This is a genomic window from Herpetosiphonaceae bacterium (assembly GCA_036374795.1).
GTDB lineage: Bacteria > Chloroflexota > Chloroflexia > Chloroflexales > Kallotenuaceae > LB3-1.
In genome coordinates, this window is sequence record DASUTC010000051.1 from 1 (window position 1) to 18,195 (window position 18,195).

General features: G+C 64.7%; 13 protein-coding genes. 6 read left to right on the forward strand and 7 right to left on the reverse strand.

The features are described 5' to 3' along the window. The first annotated feature begins 111 nt into the window (after nucleotides 1-111). From VFZ66_03280 to VFZ66_03295, 4 genes are all read left to right on the forward strand, one after another. The gene (locus VFZ66_03280) at nucleotides 112-1,278 is read left to right on the forward strand and encodes a glycosyltransferase family 1 protein (GenBank protein ID HEX6288182.1); all 1,167 of its coding nucleotides are present in this window, start codon (nucleotides 112-114) and stop codon (nucleotides 1,276-1,278) included. Between the two features lie 8 nt (nucleotides 1,279-1,286). After that, nucleotides 1,287-2,069 (forward strand): YhfC family glutamic-type intramembrane protease, encoded by a 783-nt coding sequence (locus VFZ66_03285; GenBank protein ID HEX6288183.1) that lies wholly within the window; start codon nucleotides 1,287-1,289, stop codon nucleotides 2,067-2,069. Further along, entirely contained in the window at nucleotides 2,066-2,686 is a 621-nt protein-coding gene (locus VFZ66_03290; protein HEX6288184.1) for a histidine phosphatase family protein, read from the forward strand. The genes VFZ66_03285 and VFZ66_03290 overlap by 4 nt, the downstream gene beginning before the upstream one ends. A 497-nt stretch (nucleotides 2,687-3,183) precedes the next feature. Continuing rightward, the gene (locus tag VFZ66_03295) at nucleotides 3,184-6,534 is read left to right on the forward strand and encodes a S8 family serine peptidase (GenBank protein ID HEX6288185.1); all 3,351 of its coding nucleotides are present in this window, start codon (nucleotides 3,184-3,186) and stop codon (nucleotides 6,532-6,534) included. Nucleotides 6,535-6,667: 133 nt separating this feature from the next. Here VFZ66_03295 and VFZ66_03300 read toward each other — a convergent pair whose 3' ends face one another. The 5 genes from VFZ66_03300 to gmd form a co-directional block, all read right to left on the reverse strand. Continuing rightward, nucleotides 6,668-7,762: a Xaa-Pro peptidase family protein gene (locus tag VFZ66_03300; protein ID HEX6288186.1), complete on the reverse strand. Its 1,095-nt coding sequence runs from the start codon at nucleotides 7,760-7,762 to the stop codon at nucleotides 6,668-6,670. 360 nt (nucleotides 7,763-8,122) lie between these two features. After that, the gene (locus tag VFZ66_03305; GenBank protein HEX6288187.1) at nucleotides 8,123-9,694 is read right to left on the reverse strand and encodes an HDIG domain-containing protein; all 1,572 of its coding nucleotides are present in this window, start codon (nucleotides 9,692-9,694) and stop codon (nucleotides 8,123-8,125) included. Continuing rightward, a complete protein-coding gene (locus VFZ66_03310; protein ID HEX6288188.1) occupies nucleotides 9,682-10,593 on the reverse strand; it encodes a hypothetical protein in 912 nt (303 codons plus the stop codon). The genes VFZ66_03305 and VFZ66_03310 overlap by 13 nt, the downstream gene beginning before the upstream one ends. A gap of 137 nt (nucleotides 10,594-10,730) precedes the next feature. Then, nucleotides 10,731-11,606, reverse strand: a complete 876-nt coding sequence (gene sucD / locus VFZ66_03315; GenBank protein ID HEX6288189.1) for a succinate--CoA ligase subunit alpha — start codon at nucleotides 11,604-11,606, stop codon at nucleotides 10,731-10,733. A 142-nt stretch (nucleotides 11,607-11,748) separates the two neighbouring features. Continuing rightward, entirely contained in the window at nucleotides 11,749-12,723 is a 975-nt protein-coding gene (gmd, locus tag VFZ66_03320) for a GDP-mannose 4,6-dehydratase (GenBank protein ID HEX6288190.1), read from the reverse strand. Between the two features lie 278 nt (nucleotides 12,724-13,001). Between gmd and VFZ66_03325 the strand changes: the two genes are divergently transcribed. Then, complete coding sequence (locus VFZ66_03325) at nucleotides 13,002-13,514, forward strand: helix-turn-helix domain-containing protein (protein HEX6288191.1); 513 nt, start codon at nucleotides 13,002-13,004, stop codon at nucleotides 13,512-13,514. Between the two features lie 79 nt (nucleotides 13,515-13,593). Here VFZ66_03325 and sucC read toward each other — a convergent pair whose 3' ends face one another. Then, a complete protein-coding gene (gene sucC, locus VFZ66_03330; GenBank protein ID HEX6288192.1) occupies nucleotides 13,594-14,733 on the reverse strand; it encodes an ADP-forming succinate--CoA ligase subunit beta in 1,140 nt (379 codons plus the stop codon). A gap of 289 nt (nucleotides 14,734-15,022) precedes the next feature. On the opposite strand from sucC, the gene VFZ66_03335 reads away from it, so the two are divergent. Continuing rightward, nucleotides 15,023-16,633, forward strand: coding sequence for an ATP-binding protein (locus VFZ66_03335; GenBank protein HEX6288193.1), 1,611 nt, complete (start codon nucleotides 15,023-15,025; stop codon nucleotides 16,631-16,633). 140 nt (nucleotides 16,634-16,773) lie between these two features. Here the strand turns inward: VFZ66_03335 and VFZ66_03340 are convergent. Continuing rightward, on the reverse strand, nucleotides 16,774-18,195 hold a 1,422-nt coding region (locus VFZ66_03340), incomplete at its 5' end, for a glutamine amidotransferase (protein HEX6288194.1).

Consider the following 18,195-nt stretch of genomic DNA (forward strand, 5'->3'; position numbering starts at 1 on the left):
AACCGGGTGCCATGCGGGTGCCAGACCCAAAGGGTACCCCGGCATGGGCGCCCGGCGCACCAAGGGAAGCACCAGGAACTAAGGACCGATTCGGAACCTGGAACTTGAAGCTTGGAACTTGAAACTTGGAACGTTGAGCTCGAATCGACCATGCGCATAGCTATCGACGCCCGCCTCAATGCTTACCGCAGCGGCGGCATACCGCAATACACCCGTCAACTGCTTGCGGCGCTGGCAGCCGTCGCGCCGGAGCACCGGCTGATCACGCTGAACCATCGTAAGGCCGACACGCCGGTCGCTGTTGCGGCCAACATTGAGCACCGCCGACTGTGGACGCCGCCGCATCATCGCTGGGAGCAGGCCGCGCTGCCGATCGAGCTATGGGGCGTGCATGCCGACGTGCTGCATCTGCCCGATTTTATTCCGCTCTTTGCGCTGCGCACGCCGACCGCGATCACGGTGCATGATCTGGCGTTCGTGCGCTACCCCGAAATTCTGGACGCCGCCGCCCGGCGCTACTACGGGCAGATCCGCCGCGCCGTCGAGCGCGCCGATGCGATCATCGCTGTCTCGGAGAGCACCCGCCGCGACCTCGCCGAGCTGCTGGGTGTCGATCCTGGCCGCGTCGATCTGGTCTATGAGGCCGCCGCTCCGCAGTTCCAGCCGCTCGATCTGCCGCCCGACGCCGAGCACACGATCAGCGGGCACCGGCTGCGCCGTGAGAGCTTCGCGCTCTTCGTCGGCACGCTTGAGCCGCGCAAAAACCTGCCGACGCTGCTGCGCGCCCTGGATCTGCTGCGCCAGCGCCCGCACTCGGAGCCGCCGACGCTGGTCGTCGCCGGGCCGCGCGGCTGGCTCGACGACGACATCGCCAGGCTGGTGACGCAGCTTCGCCTCGGCGATGCTGTGCGCTTTGTCGGCGGCGTCGCGACCGACGATCTGGTCTGGCTGTACAACGCATGCCGCGTCTATCTTCATCCTGAACTGTACAGCGGCTTCGGGCTGCCGATCCTGGAGGCGATGCAGTGCGGCGCGCCCGTGATCGCCGCCGACAACTCCAGCCTGCCCGAAGTTGCGGGCGACGCCGCCCGGCTGCTTCCGGCGCAGGCCGTCGAAGCCTGGGCCGCAGCCTGGCACGAGGTGTGGTACGATCCCGACCTGCGCCAGCGGATGCGCTGGGCGGGGCAGCAGCAGGCCGCGCGCTTCTCGTGGAGCGCCGCCGCGCGCGAGACGCTGAGCATCTACCAGCGCATCGCCCGTCCTGAACAGGAACGATAGAGGAAGTCATGCCCACATCCGTCATCGTCAGCTTTATCGTCGTCGCAATCTTTGATCTCCTCTTCCCGCTGCTCCTCGCGCTCTGGCTGAAACGCCGCTACCACGCCCGCTGGCTCAGCTTCTTCGTGGGCATCACCGTCTTTACCATCACCCAGATCCTGATCCGCATCCCGATCGTCGCGCTGCTTGGCGCGGCGCTTCAGGACGATCTGGCCGCGTCTGTGACGCTCCGCACGGCCTGGCTGATCGGCCTCAGCTTCTCGGCGGGCCTGTTCGAGGAAGGCGGACGCTATCTGGGATTTCGCTACGTGCTGCGCCAGCACCGCACCTGGATCGAGGGCGTGCTCTTCGGCCTGGGCCACGGCGGTATCGAAGCGGCGTTTCTGGGCGGCACCGCGCTGATCAACGCGCTGATCATCCCCGGCCTCGCCTCCGCCGCGCTCCCGGCGGAGGCCGCGCAGCAGCTTCAGGCGGCGCAGGCTGCCCTCGCCGCGCTCACGCCCTGGGCGGTCCTGGCTGCGGCCTACGAGCGCTTCTGGGCAATCGTGCTGCATGTCGGGCTGTCGCTGATGGTGCTGCGCACGGCCAATGGTCGCGGCCAGCGCTGGCTCTGGCTGGCGATCGTGCTCCACGGGCTCTTCAATGTTGTCGCGGTGGCCCTCAACCAGCGCTGGGGCATCGCCGCAGCAGAGGCCAGCGTAACGCTCTTCGGCATCGCCGCCCTGATCTTTACGCTGCGTGAGCGTTCCGCCGCGCCGTCAGCCCTGACGCCAGTCGCGGAGCAGGTATGATCCAGCCGCTTTTTCTGATCCGACACGCGCCCGTGACCATCGATCTGACGGTTCCGTCCGAGCAGTGGCAGTTGAGCGCCGAGGGCCGCGCGCTGGCTGAGCGCATAGCCGCGCTGCCGATCCTCCGCGATCTGCGCACGGTCTGGTCCAGCCCGGAGCCCAAGGCCCAGGCCACCGCCCGACCTCTGGCCGCGCGTCACGCAGCCGCGCTGGTGATCCAGCCCGATCTGGCAGAGCTACGTCGCGGCCCGGCCAACCTTCCCGATCGCGCGGCCTACGATGCGGCGGTGCGCGCAGCGTTCGCCCGCCCCGACCGATCGATCAGCGGATGGGAGCCAGCGCGCGACGCCCGGCGGCGGATCGTCGGCTGCGTGCGCGCTGTGGCCGCCCAGGCATCCGGGCCGATCGCCGTCGTGTCCCACGGCCTCGTGCTCTCGCTGCTGCTGGCGCATCTGCGCGGCCAGGATCGGGTCGACGTTGCCGAGTGGCGGTCGATCCCGCTTCCCGCGCTGGCGATCGTAGACTCCCTCACCTGGAAGATTATCGCTCCATTTCACCCGGTTACGGCCTGGGAGCAGGACGAGTCACCGCTGCTAGGAGCTAAGCCCAGCGCATAGGACTATGCCTATTTGGGACTTGATGACAACCATATGCTGCAAAACTGATAGCAAAATGATTTGACAAGCGCCCGAAATTATCCTACACTTTCGCACATCCTATAGTACGTCCAAACCGACGCATTCCACGCTCGCGATCCGTGAACTGAACAGCGTTCCGCCGCCTGCGCCCACTTCAGAAAGTACCCGATATGCTCGTCTCTGGCTGATGGTCTGGGGGGTTTGCGCACCCTACCAAGAACGGGAAACCGCATCACAACCTGACCAACACCCTGCATAGATTGACCTGCGGGTATCCGCACATCCAGCAGCGCAAGGTACCGTTCCATCGATAGCATCTTCTGCATCACCAGACATTTCTATTCCTGAGAAGAGCTAAGAGAAGAAAGGAGCTCACAAACACCCCAAGATGCTTTTCTAAAGCATCCTCCCCTCTCATTAAGAACCGGTCGCTCGATCCAAGACACGTTACCATGTGTTAGGAGCATAGGTATTCAATGCGTACACGACGATTTTCCTTCATCGCGCTCCTCGCAATTCTTGCGGCAGCGCTGCCACTCGGTACCATCAGCCGAGCGCAAGAAACCACCGGGATCGACCGCAACAAGATCGCCTCTGAACGCCTGAGCCTGCGTTCGCAAGAGATCTCTGCCGACGCCCTTCGTACGGGCGGTGCGCTTCCCCAGCGCAATGAGTCGGTTAAAGTCGTAATCGAACTGACCGACGAGCCGACCACCAGGGTCTTTGCCGCCGCCAAGGAGCGCGGCGCAAGCGCCCAGGCGACCGCCGAAGCACAGCGCCAGCTGGCAACGATCAATCAGGCGCAGCAGCGCGTGCTCAGCAGCTTGCAAAGCAGCGCGATCGGTGCCAAGGTCATCTACCGCACCCAGCGCGTGTACAACGGCATCGGCGTGCGCGTCAGCGCCAGCAAGCTGGCACAGATTCGCCAGCTTCCAGGCGTCAAAGCGATCCATCCGCTGACCACAAAGTACATCGAGAACGCTTCCAGCGTGCCGCTGATCGGCGCGCCTGAGCTGTGGAACAGCTCCGGCCTCGATAAGACCGGCGAAGGCATCACGGTCGCCGTCATCGACACCGGCATCGATTACCTGCATACCAACTTCGGCGGCTCTGGCCTCGAAGCCGACTACGCGCGCAATGATGAGACGATCATCACCGACAACGTCGGCTTCCCCAGCGCCAAGGTTGCCGGCGGCTACGACTTCGTCGGCGATACCTATGATGCCAGCGATCCGGCCAACGACACGCCAGCGCCCGATCCCGATCCGATGGACTGTAACGGCCACGGCTCGCATGTCGCGGGTACCGCCGCCGGGTATGGCGTCAACGCCGACGGCACGACCTATACCGGAGCCTACGGGCCGAGCACGCCGTTCGGCTCGCTGCGGATCGGCCCCGGCGTTGCGCCCAAGGCGACGCTGTATGCCCTCAAGGTTTTTGGCTGCGACGGCTCGACCGATGTCACGGAGCAGGCGATCGAGTGGGCGGTTGACCCCAACGGCGACGGCGACTTCTCCGACCATCTGGATGTGATCAATATGTCGCTCGGCTCCGACTACGGCTCAGGCGAAGACTCGTCGGCAGTCGCCAGCGATAACGCGGTCGCCGCAGGCGTGATCGTCGTCACGTCCTCCGGTAACTCCAGCGACACCTACTTCATCACGGGCAGCCCCGGCACCTCTGCGCGCGCGATCAGCGTCGCTTCGTCGGTGGATAGCACCACGATCGTCGACGGCTTCCGCGTCAACGCTCCCGCAAGCATCGCGGGAGTCAAACCGGCCAGCCAGTCGGTCGCCTTCGACTGGACGGGCAAAGCGCCTGTGACCGCCGATCTGGTCTATCCGGCCAGCCAGCCAACCGGCTGCGTGGATTTCAACGACGCCAACAAGGCGCTGATCGCCGGTAAGATCGTGCTGCTTGACTGGACCGAGGGCCAGTGCGGCTCGGTGGGGCGCGGCGCACGGGTTGTCGCCGCCGGTGGCGTCGGCTTTATTCTCGCCGACAACAGCGACATCTTCGACCTGTTCATCACCGGCAGCGCCGTCATTCCGGGCGTCAGCACGCCCAAGCAGGTCGGCGTGGAGCTGAAGACCGCGCTCGCCAGCAGCACGGTCAATGTGACGCTCACGCCTGAGTACAATAACTCGATTAAGCTCGTCGATAACAACCTGATCAATACGCTCTCCGACTTCAGCTCGCGCGGCCCGCGCCGTGGCGATCTTTCGCTTAAGCCCGACATTGCCGCGCCCGGCCAGACGATCTTCTCGACCGCCACCGGCACCGGCGACGAGGGCACCACGCTCAGCGGCACCTCGATGGCCGCGCCGCATGTGGCAGGCTCGATGGCGCTGCTGCGCCAGATGCACCCCGACTGGACGGTTGAGGAGCTGAAGGCGCTGGCGATGAACACCGCCAACCAGGATATTCGCTCGGCTCCTGCTGCCAACGCGCCGATCTACGGCCCTGGCCGCATTGGCGCTGGCCGCGTCAAGCTGACCGACGCTGCGGCGAATAAGGTTGTTGCCTACAACGCCAACCAGACTGGTGTCGTCAGCATCTCGTTCGGCGCGCCGGAGGTCCTGGGCGAAACCGTCGAGGTCAAGAACATCCGGGTGGTCAACAAGAGCGCCAACCCGGTGTCGTACAACGTGAGCTACCGCTCGGTGGTTGACACTCCCGGCGTGAGCTACAGCCTCTCGCGCACGAGCGTCGATCTGGAGCCGTTCGGCTTTGCGAACATCGCCGTCACGATGCGGGCCACTGCGGCGCAGATGAAGCACACCCGCGATCAGACGGTCGCTCCTGCCCAGAACCTCGCGCGCCACTGGATGGCCGAAGAGTCGGGCTACGTCGTCCTGGCACCAGTGACCGCGCCCACCGCTGCCAGCACGCCGAGCCTGCGCGTCCCGGTCTTCGCCGCGCCGCGCCCGGCCTCGGATATGCGCGCTCAGACCAGCCAGCTTGACTTCGGCACCGGCAACACCGGCAGCGACGAGATCGAACTGGTCGGCGAGGGCATCAATACGGGATCGAACTATCCGACCGACACGCTCTCGCTCGTGACGGCGCTGGAGCTTCAGCACAGCAGCCCGAACGATGCGTCAAGCGCCAGCCTCGCTAATAGCGCCGATCTCAAGTACGTCGGCGTCGCGAGCGATGTCCTGGCTGACGACACAGGCGCGCCCAACGGCGATGTCAGCAAGGCTACCCTATCGTTTGGTGTCGCCACCTACGGCAACTGGTCGTCGCCGAACGAAGTCGAGTTCGATATCTACATCGACACCAACCGCGACGGCGATGACGACTATGTGCTGTTCAGCTGGAACCTGGGCCTGGCATCCGGTGCCAACGACGCAACCGATGTCCTGATCACGGCGCTCTTCAACCTGAACACCAATCAGTTGCTGCTGGCGGACTACCTGAACGGCATTCCGCCTTCGGTCTTGAACACCGCCATCTTCAACAACAGCGTGATGGTCCTGCCGGTTGCCGCATCCGACCTTGGCATGACCAACGCCAGCGGTGCGTTCAACTACCGCGTCTTCAGCTTCTACCAGGGCGAAATCACGGACGATAGCGGCTCGCTGACCTACAACGCCGCAAGTCCGGGTCTGGACCTGTCGGGCGGTTTGGCGGGCGTGCCGTTCTACGCCGACCTTCCCGGCGAGGTGATCCCGGTCGACTACAACGCTACTGCCTACAAAGCGGCCAAGTCGCAGGGCGTCCTGCTGCTGCACCATCACAACACGATGGACAAGCACGCCGAGGTTGTTCGGATCAAGGGCGATCTCTCGATCAAGATCTTCATGCCGAAGGTCAGCAAGTAAGGCTGATTCAGGCATCATCGGAGCAGCGGGGCGGAATGCATAGCCGCTCCGCTCGCAAAAACCAAGACCCGAAACGATCCCCAGGATTGTTTCGGGTCTTTTTCGTCTTAACCAGCAGCGGCTAACCTGAGGTCTAGCAGATCGTCAGCTCGCGGTCGAACGTCGTCAGGCACTCCGCACCCTGCTCAGTCAGAACCACATCGTCCTCGATCCGCACGCCGCCGACGCCAGCCACGTACACGCCGGGCTCGACGGTAAAGGTGGTGCCTGCCAGCAGCGCCGCCGTGCTGTTCGCATGAAGATACGGCGGCTCGTGAATCTCGATGCCCAGGCCGTGCCCGGTCCGATGGATGAAGTACTGCCCGTAGCCCGCATCCTCGATCACCCTCCGCGCCGCGCCGTCGATCTCCGCGCCGCTCGTGCCCGGCCTGGCCGCCGCCACACCCGCGCGATTCGCCGCCAGCACCACCTCATAGATCCGCCGCGCCTCAGCGCTCGGCTCGCCCACCGCAACCGTGCGCGTAATATCCGAGGCGTAGCCGCCGAAGCGCGCGCCGCCATCCAGCACAACCAGATCGCCCTGCTGCAAGCGCCGGTCGCCGGTGGTGTAATGCGGATTCGCACTGTTCGGGCCGCTCGCGACGATCGTCGTAAACGATGGCGCGCTGCCAGCCTCACGCATCGCGCGCTCCCAGACCTCGGCAACCTCACGCTCCGAGACGCCGGGCTTGATCGCATCGATCGCCGCGCGCAGGCCCGCCTCCACCGCGCGCGCCGCCGCCTGCATCGCCTGAAGCTCGGCGGCATCCTTGACCATCCGCAGCTCGGCCACGAGGTCGGTCGCGTCCACCGTCTCAACCGCCGCCACGGCTTCGATCGCCCGCAGCTCCAGCACGCGCATCGCCGTATACTCGATGCCAAGCCGCGCCTGAGGCTGCATCTCGTGGAGACATGCCGCCAGCGCCTCGGCGTAGCCTTCGGCGTCGTGCCAGGAGTAGAACCGGATCGCGGCCTGGGCCTCGGCGGCGGCGCGCGGCTGCTCAAGGGCCGGTAGGACCATCCGTATATCGCCCGATTGCGGAATGAATGCCAGCGCCAGCCGCTCCGACGTATGCATCGTCAGGCCCAGCAGATATAACAGGTTTGCGCCCGGCACGACCGCTACGGCGGTCATGTCGGCGGCGCGCATCGCGGCACGCAGCCGATCGATTCGTGAGGTTGTTTGCATACATCCGCTCCGTTTCACATGCTTGGGACGAGCCCCTGCCCGCCCGGTCGATCGCCGTCTGGTATGGCAGCAGGCCGCGAGCAGCCGCTACAGTACTAGGGTACCTTCACCCTATCCCCTGTGCAACCGACTCGCGACGCCACTTCTGCTTAGGATCTTTTATCGGATTCTCACGTTATTATCAGTAGAGATTAATCACACGGCCCACATTCCACGTTACACTTCAACCAGTTGCCAACATTCGCACCGAGGAGACCAAGATGTCCGCACTAATTTTCTTTCTGCTATGCCTGAGTGCCTTGCTGCTGTTCTTACTGCCCGACGATCGCGCCGTTGTCAACGACGAGTAGCCCAGCCCTGTCAGTGACGTTCCGCTGCATCCGAACGCGCAATCTGCGCCGCTAGCGCCAACGCTTCCTCGCGGGTCTGCACCTCACCCAGAAATTGCGCTTCGTCAATCGCTGCCAGCACTCGTCCCACGATCGGTCCCGGCTCGATCCCCAGCAATCGGATGATCTCTACTCCGCTGATCAAGCGCGTCGTTTGTGGTGCGCGCCGCTCGGTCGCCGTGTCTGCCAGCAGCGCCTCCGTCCAGGCCACATGCTCTACCCAGCCCGCCAGCGAGACGCGCGGACCCTTCGCGGCCAGATGATCGCAGAGCGAGTGCATCAGCACATCGGGGGCTGCCGCGCCCGTATCGCGCAGCAGGCGATAGACTGCCCGGCGTGTCAGCTCGGAGCCGAGCGCGTGAAGCTGTCCGGGCCGCATATGCTCGCGGACTACAAGCTGCATATAGGCCGTCGCCTCCCGTCCTACCCGTAGCCGCGCCCCGATCTGCCGGACCATATCCGCGCCCACGTCCTCATGGCCGTAGAACGTAATCCGCCCCTCGCGTGTCTGCTTCGTCAAGGGCTTGGCAACATCGTGGAGCAGCGCCGCCAGCTTGAAGAGGGCATACCGGCGATGTCCCGCCGTCACCTCCTGCTCCATGCGCTCCCGAACTCGCTCGGCATACAGCCGCGACATCGCAAGCTGCGGCTGAGTCTGCGCCGCCACGGGCACGACAAACGCCGCCGGAGCGATGCCATCGCCAGGTTTGACCGGCGCTGCCTCATCCGCCGGAACGAGCTGTGCATACATCCACTCCCAGACGCAGACCGTCTCGAAGAGATGCGCCAGCACCGGCAAAAAGTGCTGCGTCGGCTGCTCACAGTCGCGGGCTGGATCAAGCTCAGGGATGATCCGCGTCAGCAGCCGCACCTCGTCAAGATAGGCCAGCCACGGCGCTGCATGACGCGCCGCCAGCAGCTTGAGCAGCTCATCCCGAATGCGCTCCTGAGCGATCGGGTCGATCAAAGGCGCGTGCTGGCGCAGCGCGGCGTCTGCTGTGGGAGCCAGGGCACACCCAAGCTGCGCGGCAAACCGCACCGCCCGCAGCATCCGCAGTGGATCGTCGCTGAGCGAGGTGGGACCACACGCCCGAATCAGGCGCTGCCGCAGATCGGCCTCTCCGCCGGTCGGATCGAGCAGCACGGCCCGCACATCCGCGGCTTGCAGCGCCTCGGCCAGCGGCAGCGCCAGCGCATTGATCGTCAGGTCACGCAGCCGCAGATCGGCCTCGATCGACGGAGCGCGCAGCCGCACCAGATCCACCACGATCGGCGCAGCACCGCCCGACTTCCAGACCACGCGCGCGGTATCGGTCGCCTCATCCAGCGCCACAAACGCCCCGCCGGTCCGATCGGCCAGCTCACGCGCCAGCGCCAGCGCCGGACCATCGACCGCGATGTCGATATCGCCGCCGGGCTGCCCATGCAGCAGATCGCGCACGTAGCCGCCGACCAGCCAGGCCGCGATGCTGCGCTCGCCGAGAAACTGCTCGATCGGAGCCAGAGTCGCCGCGTGGCTGGCCGGGAGCGTCAAATCATCCATGATGCCTCCTTGCCAAGCGCAGCCAGCAGCGCCGCCGCAATCCCATCGATCGACCGGACCTGCGCGAAGTATCCCACCGCCGGGCCGCCGACGATCAGCGGCACCGGGTTGCGCGTATGCACCCGCGTCGTCAGATCCTCGCTGTTGCCGTGATCGCTGGTCAGGATCAGCGTGTCGTCGGGTCCGAGCCGCGCCAGAATACCGGCGATCAGGCCCTCCACCAGCGCGAGCGCCTCGTCAACCGTCATGCCGATGCGATCGTGTCCGGCCAGATCGGGCAGATACGTCTCGAACGCGACCAGATCATAGTCACGTCCCAGCCGCGCCAGCCGCTCCCCGGCGACCTCAGGCGCGACCAGCGGCAGCGCGTCCGCCCCGATCCGCGACCGCAGCAGCGCGTGTGTCACATCCCACCCGACCGCCGTGCCGTCCAGCAGGCGCTCAAGGCCGCGCAGCTCAAGATCGGCGTGCATCGCGGCCCAGGTACCCGCCGTGTGCCGCAGCCGCCGCCGCGCCACGGCCTCGGCGTATCCCGGCAGGTAGCCGTTGGCCCACACGACGCGAGCGCCAGCCCGTGCCGCCGCGCGGAACACGTTCTGCTGCGACAAATACTCGCGCATCGCCACCGTCGGATAGCTCGGCTGGTGCCGTCCGTTGAACGCAGCCGCGTTGAAGCCGCCGTAGATCGCGCTGTGGCCCGATCCGCTCTGGGGCAGCCCCGGCACGCCGAGGGTGGCGTCGATCGGCGCGGCGCGCAGCCTGGACGTTGCAACATTCAATTGATTGGTCAGCGGCGCGCCAAGCCAGCCGCTAAGCTGCGGCAAACTCGTGGCGACCGGATTATGTAGCGTGGCGGGAGCCAGGCCCACGCCGTCGATCATGACGAAGATCAGCGACATCGTTACTTCTCAACACAAAGCGCGGACAAAAGAACAAAGGAACAAAGGAACAAAAGAACAACGGATTAATTCCTTGCTCTCTTGTTCCCTTGTTCGCTTGTTTCCTCGATCTCCCGACCCCTAATCCCTCGAGCGGCCTAGCCGAGCAGATCTTTCACCATCTGCGCGATGTCGGTCGGCAGCTTGGCGACACGCACGCCCACCGCCTCCAGCGCCGCGATCTTCTCCTGCGCGGTGCCCTCGCCGCCCGAAATGATCGCGCCCGCGTGGCCCATGCGCTTGCCTGGCGGTGCCGTCTGCCCCGCGATAAAGCTGACCACCGGCTTGGTGACGCGCTCCCTGATAAAGGCCGCCGCCTCCTGCTCCGCCGTGCCGCCGATCTCGCCGATCAGCACGATCGCCCTGGTCTGATCGTCGTTCTCGAACAGCTCCAGCACATCGATAAAGCTGGTGCCGATGATCGGATCGCCGCCGATGCCGACGATCGTGCTCTGGCCGAGGCCCAGCTTCGTCAGCGCATCGACCGCCTCGTAGGTGAGCGTGCCCGACTTGGAGACAACGCCGACCGGCCCCGGCGTGGCGATGTTGCCGGGGATGATGCCGACCTTGGCCCCGCCGGGCGTCAGCAGGCCGGGACAGTTCGGCCCGACCAGCCGCGCGCCGCGCTGGCGGACGTACTCGTACGTCGCTACCATGTCGTTCGCCGGAACGCCCTCGGTGATACAGACTACCAGCGTGATCCCCGCGTCCGCCGACTCGCGAATCGCGTCCGGCGCAAACGCCGCCGGAACGTAGATCACCGAAGTATTCGCGCCGGTCTGCTCGACCGCCTCGCGCACCGTGTTGAAGACCGGCACCCGGTCGTCGACCGCCCGCTGCCCGCCACGGCCCGGCGTCACGCCCGCCACGACGCTCGTGCCGTAGTCGATCATCGCCCGCGTGTGAAAGGTGCCCTCGTTGCCCGTGATGCCCTGCACCACAAGCCGGGTATGCTTATCAACCAGAATGCTCAAATTGACCTCCTCGTCCTATATGGTTGCAGGCAGCGTCGCATGTGTTGCGCCACAGGCACGCCCCCGTCGTATCGTCTAGCGCGTCGTCAGGCCGGGACGAACGTTCAAAGCTCAAGCTACCCTCGAAACCTGAAACTCGAAGCTAGCGCATCTGATCGCGCAGCAGCTTGAGATCCGCATCGACCATCATCACCACCAGATCCTCGAAGGATGTTTCGGGCTGCCAGCCAAGCTTCTCGCGCGCCTTGGACGGATCGCCCACCAGCAGATCGACCTCGGCAGGCCGCATGAAGCGCTCGTCCTGCTTCACGTACTCGCGGTAGTCCAGCCCTACATGCCCAAAGGCAACCTCGCAGAAGCGCCGCACCGAGTGGGTCTTGCCCGTGGCGATCACATAGTCGTCGGGCTGATCCTGCTGAAGCATGAGCCACTGCGCTTTAACGTAGTCCTTGGCGTAGCCCCAGTCGCGCTGCGCGTCGAGGTTGCCCAGCCGCAGCTCGTTCGCCAGGCCCAGCTTGATCTGCGCCACGGCATGCGTGATCTTGCGCGTCACGAACTCAAGCCCGCGGCGAGGGGACTCATGGTTGAAAAGTATACCTGAGCAGCCAAACAGATTGTAGCTCTCGCGATAGTTGACGGTGATCCAGTGGCCGTACACCTTGGCGACGCCGTAGGGCGAGCGCGGGTAGAATGGCGTCGACTCACGCTGCGGCACCTCGACCACCTTGCCGAACATCTCCGACGAGCTGGCCTGGTAGAAGCGAATCTCAGGATCGACGATGCGGATTGCGTCCAGCATGCGCGTCACGCCCAGGCCCGTCACCTCGCCCGTGAGCACCGGCTGCGAGAACGAGGTCTGCACGAAGCTCTGCGCCGCCAGGTTATACACCTCGGTCGGACGATGCTCGCGCAGCAGCCCGATCATCGACACCTCATCCATCAGGTCGCCGGGCGCGAGCGTGATCTTGTCCTGAATATGTGTGATCCGCTCGAAGTTCACCGTCGAGGACCGGCGGATCATGCCGATCACGTCGTAGCCCTCTTCGAGCAGAAAATCCGCCAGATATGAGCCGTCTTGACCAGTAATTCCCGTAATCAGCGCTCGTTTTTTCATCATACTCCTCTTAGAAAACAGGCTGCCTCAGCGATCGTGCAATCGACAGGCACCGCTCTCACCGGCAAAGACAGCGACGACCTGGCGTGCCGTCAGGCCGAGGCGGGTGCCCTCTGGGCCCGGGTGTTCCCCAATCATTCCCTTCCTGTTGCAGAATCTCGTGCGCTGTTGCCCAACCAGGCGCCGTGATTCTGCCCTGGCAGGAGTATAATGGCTTCCGATCGTCCGCGCTGCTAAGTGAGTTAGCAGATCAATCACCATAATGGGCTACACTACCGCATATGCCTGAACAACTTGGCGCGCGTCTGGCGCGTCTTCGCTCCGAGCTTGGCTGGACACAGCAAGAGCTGGCCGATCGCATCGCTGTCTCGCGCGTGGCGATCTCGCACTTCGAGATGGGCCTTCAGGTGCCCTCGGAGCGTACGATCGCGCTGCTGGCGGGCGTCTTCAACGTCGAGCCGCTTGCGCTTGTCGCCGACACCTACTACCCGCCCGCCAAGGCCGATCGCCTGCCGCCGATCGTGGCGCGCTACACCGCGATCGAGAATGAGCTCTGCCTGCTTGAGCGCGACCTTGCGTGGTTGGAGCGGATCGCGTCGCTGCCGCACAGCCACGGCATCGCCCTGGAAACGCTGCACGGCTGGCTCCAGCGCCTCGCGGACCTCCGCGACTCCACCACCGACCGACGATCCTGCCAGCAGCTTGAGGCCGCTCAGCGTACCGTTCAGCTCGCGCTCCACGCTCGTCAGAGAGAACAAGAGAACAAGAGAACAAGAGAACAAGGGAGTCAGTGAACAAGAGAACGAGACAACAAGAAATGTTCGGCCCGTTTTGTTCCTTTGTTCCTTTGTTCCTTTGTTTTCCGCTTTGTTCTTATTCCCCCCGCGCGACCTCGACCACCTTCTGCGCTGCATCGCCGAGCGACGACGCCGGGATCAGGCTGGCGTCGGCCAGAATGCGCGCGCCCTCTTCCGCGTTCGTGCCTACGAGCCGCACGACCATCGGCACGCGCCGCGACACCTGATCGAGCGCCGCGACGATGCCCTTCGCCACCTCGTCGCCGCGTGTGATGCCCCCGAAGATATTGATCAGCACGGCCTTGACGTTGACATCGGAGAGGATGATGTTGAGTGCCGCCGCCACTTTCTGCGCGCTCGCGCCGCCGCCGATGTCGAGGAAGTTAGCGGGCTCGCCGCCGTACATCTTGACCACGTCCATCGTCGCCATCGCCAGGCCAGCCCCGTTGACCATACAGCCGATGTTGCCGTCCAGCTTGATAAAGGTCAGATCGGCCTCGCGCGCTTTCAGCTCGGCCTCCGGCTCGCCCGCCGTTTCGCGCAGCGTCTCGTAGTCCTTGTGCCGGAAGAGCGCCGAGTCGTCGAGCAGGATCTTCGAGTCCAGCGCTTGCAGCGTGCCGTCGTTTTTGATCACCAGCGGATTGATCTCGACCAGCGAGGCGTCGGTTTCGATAAAGATGCGGTAGATGCCCAGCGCGATACTCGCGAACTGCCGCGCCTGCCTGGCATCGGTCAGGCCGATGTCGAAGGCGAGCTGCCGCGCCTGGAACTCTTGCAGGCCCAGCATCGGATCGGCTGCCAGCTTCTTGATCGCGCCCGGATTGGTCTTGGCGACCTCCTCGATCTCGACGCCGCCCTCCGCCGACGCGATCATCACGATGCGCTTGGTGCCGCGATCGAGGATCGCCGAGAGATAGATCTCCTTCTGGTACTGGATCGCCTCGGCGACGAGCACCTTCTCGACGGTCAGGCCCTTGATGTCCATGCCCAGGATCTGCCCCGCGACCTGCTCGGCCTGCTCCGGCGTATCGGCCAGCTTTACGCCGCCAGCCTTGCCGCGACCGCCGACCTGCACCTGCGCCTTGATCACCACCGGCCCGCCAACCTGCTCCGCCATACGGCGTGCCTCTGCGGGCGTGCTCGCCACGCCGCCGCCGGTGACGGGCAGGCCGAACTGCTGCAACATGTCGCGGGCCTGATATTCATGTAACTTCATCGTAAAGCTCCCTCGCTTCGCGTCTTGATTGTCAGGTAGAACTGCCGAGGGGCTATGTTAGCACAAGAGCAGCAGCTTGCAAAACGACGGCGAGCGCGACATATCCTCGGCTGATGCGCGATCGACAGGCCGACCGCCACCGAGAGTACAAACCGAACCCTGAGCTATGGTCATCTCCTCTCACCTCAGATAGCCCTAACGTGTGATTGCTTGTAGTAGCCATGATTCTATACTGCGCAGAGACAGATCGGCCCATCCCAACCAGCGTCCAACACGAAAGGCTCTGCTCATGCGGTTTCTCCTCGATCAGCGCTCCTACGACGATCTCGTGGCGCGTACGGACCATACCCCTGATTGCTACGTCCGGCCAGGCGAGTACCTGCACCACATGTACGTCGACGGCGTCAAGTACATCGTCGCGCGCGCGCTCTACGATTGCGTCAAAGATGCCCGCGCCAAAAACGATCTCGACGCGCTGCGCCATCTCAACATGCACAAGCAAGATCTCGACGCGCTGGTAGCTCAGTCGCAGCAGAACGGTACACTCAACGGCACGCGCGTGCTCGGCAGCGCGGTGCCCGAAGACGATGGTCACGCGAAGGTCGACAACTCCTATTTTCCGAAGCTGCCCAAGACCATCGAAGAAACCGGCCTGAGCCGCTCCTTCGTCCAAGAGATGATCATGCGCGTGATCTACAACCGCAGCAGCGCCAGCGGCATGGAGATCGCCAGCGAGCTTGGCCTGTACTACACCGTGATCGAGCCGCTGCTCCAAGACCTGCGTCAGCGCGAGTTCGTCGATATTATCGGGCAGCGCGGCTATGGCGAGACGAACTACGAGTATATGCTGACGCCGCGCGGCACGCAGGCCGCCACCGACGCGATGCTCAAAACCCAGTACAGCGGCGCTGCGCCCGTGCCCTTCGAGAGCTACCTGGCCTCGGTCAACGCGCAGACGATCAAGCATATGGTCGTGACGCGCCGCAGCATTCGCCGCGCCTTCTCCGATCTGATCATCACCGACGCCGTGCTCAACTCGATCGGCCCGGCGGTCAACGCGGCCTCCTCGATCTTTCTCTTCGGCTATCCCGGCAACGGCAAGACCAGCATCGCCGAGCGCATCACGCGGCTGATGGGCGATCACATCTTCATCCCGTACGCCGTCGAGGCCGGCGGCCAGATCATTAAGCTCTTCGACAGCATCGTTCACGAGAAAGTCGACGACGGCATTATCGATCCCGAAAAGCAGTACGATCAGCGCTGGGCCAAGATCAAACGGCCCGTGGTGATCGTCGGCGGCGAGCTGACGCTGCCGATGCTCGATCTGATCTACAACGAGACGGCCAGGTTCTACGAAGCGCCCTTCCAGATGAAGGCCAACGGCGGCATCTTCCTGATCGACGACTTTGGCCGCCAGCAGTGCCGCCCGATGGACCTGCTCAACCGCTGGATCGTGCCCCTGGAGAAGCGCTACGACTACCTGACGACGATCACCGGCAAGAAGATCGAGATCCCCTTCGATCAACTGCTGATCTTCTCGACCAACCTCGATCCGAACCAGCTCGCGGACGAGGCGTTCCTGCGCCGCATCAAGTTCAAGATCGAGGTGCGCGACCCCGACGAGACGCAGTGGCGGCAGATCTGGGGGCTGGTCTGCAACGGGCGCAAAGTCACGCTCGATCCGCGCGGCCTCGATTACCTGCTTGAGAAGTGGTACAAGCCGTTCGATCGACCCCTGCGCATGTGCCACCCCCGCGACATCCTCGATCAGATGATCAACATCGCGAAGTACAACATGGATCCGCCCACATTCAGCCCCGATCTCCTCGACGCTGCCTGCGAGTCGTATTTCGTGAGCAAAGAGGCGAAGAACTTCGGGGCAAAGGTGCGACTGGATTGATTCCGGGGATGCTACCATCATCGCAGGGCGAGGCGTTGCCTCGCCTGGAGCGACCCGGCGGGCCGTCCCTACGACCCCCTGGCGTCATCCATCACGCCCCTGCGAACGTATCCGCAATACGCCTACGATAGGCAATGTCTTTACTTCCGTCGGGCACGCTGCTTGGCGGCGCGCAGGCGGGCCAGCGCATCGTCGGGCGCGGTCGGCGCTCCCGGCTCGGATACATCGACCACCTGACGGGTTTCATCCGCGCTCGGTCGCTCGATCGGCGGCGCGGCCCGCTGTGGACGTTGCGCGACGGGCGCTGCGGCAGGTGCCTGCTCTGGAACCTCGACCGGCGGCGCTGCCTGTGGGTTGCGCCGCGCGCCACGGGTTGCGGCGCGGGCCTTGGCCCGGTGGAGATCGCCCAGCACTGGCTGCGCGTCGGCTGGTTTCGCTCGTCGTGACGGCAGACGCGCGGCAGCCCAGGCGCGCGCCTCGGTCAGATCGCGCCGCCGCAGACTCAAGCGTCGCACGGCAATATCCAGCGGCAGCAGCAGCGCCACCAGCAGCAGCAGCGGCCAGCTGATCTCCTGGGCGCGACGCACCGCGGCCAGGTTATGCTCGAACGCCGCCGCCGGTGTCTCAAGCGCCTTGCCGCCCGTCTCCTGCGCGACCCGCTGAAGCAGCGCGGGATTGCTCTGCTGCTGACGATACTCAGGCGAGTACGGCACGACCATCCCCACCATCTGCTGGCCGATCGGCTGGCCCTGGTTCTGGCCGCTGACCTGCACCAGATACGAGCCGGTCTGCGGATTGGGAATCGCTCCCTGAAACTGCCCCGGCCCGACCTGGCGCAGATCGAGTGGCTGACTCGATCCGTCGGGCTTTACCAGCGTCGCCGTCACCTGCGCATCCGGCAGCGGCCTACCATCTTTATCGCGCGCCTCGGCGGTGACGATCGCCTGCGTGCCCTCGATGCGCGTCTGCGCGTTGAGCGCGTTCTCCTCCTGCCGTGGCACCGTCCAGGCGACAAGCTGCGCTGCGAAGGTGCCGAACTGCTCCCAGCGGATCAGATTCGTGCCCCACTGCCCTTTGAGATCCGAGGTCCAGGCCACCGATCGACCCAGCCCGTACTGCCACTGCGCCAGCACCGGATCGCCGTCGGGAGAGCGCAAGATTAGCTGCGCCGTATTCTTTAGCTCCGTGCCGTTGTAGCCGTAGAGCGAGGGCCAGCCCTGATCGGTCAGGCCGCGCAGAATCGGCGATTCTCCCGACAGCATCGGGACAAACTGCTGCTCGATCAGATACGAGCCGATCGTTTTAACCGTCTCCTCGACAAAGATCTGCGGCACGTCCTCCATGTTGGTCACGGGATAGTAGCGCCCGCCGCCTGTCTCGGCCAGCCGCTCCAGGTAGGGCGCTGAGCCGCCGCCCGCCGCGACGGTCGAGAGCGTGATCCCTTCGTTCCGTAGCTCCTGCGCGATGTGGGTCTGCTCGCCCGCCGACGACCAGCCATCGGTCAGCAGGATCACATGTTTGACCTTGGCATCGGTCTTCTCAAGCGCCTCTTTCGCGGCCAG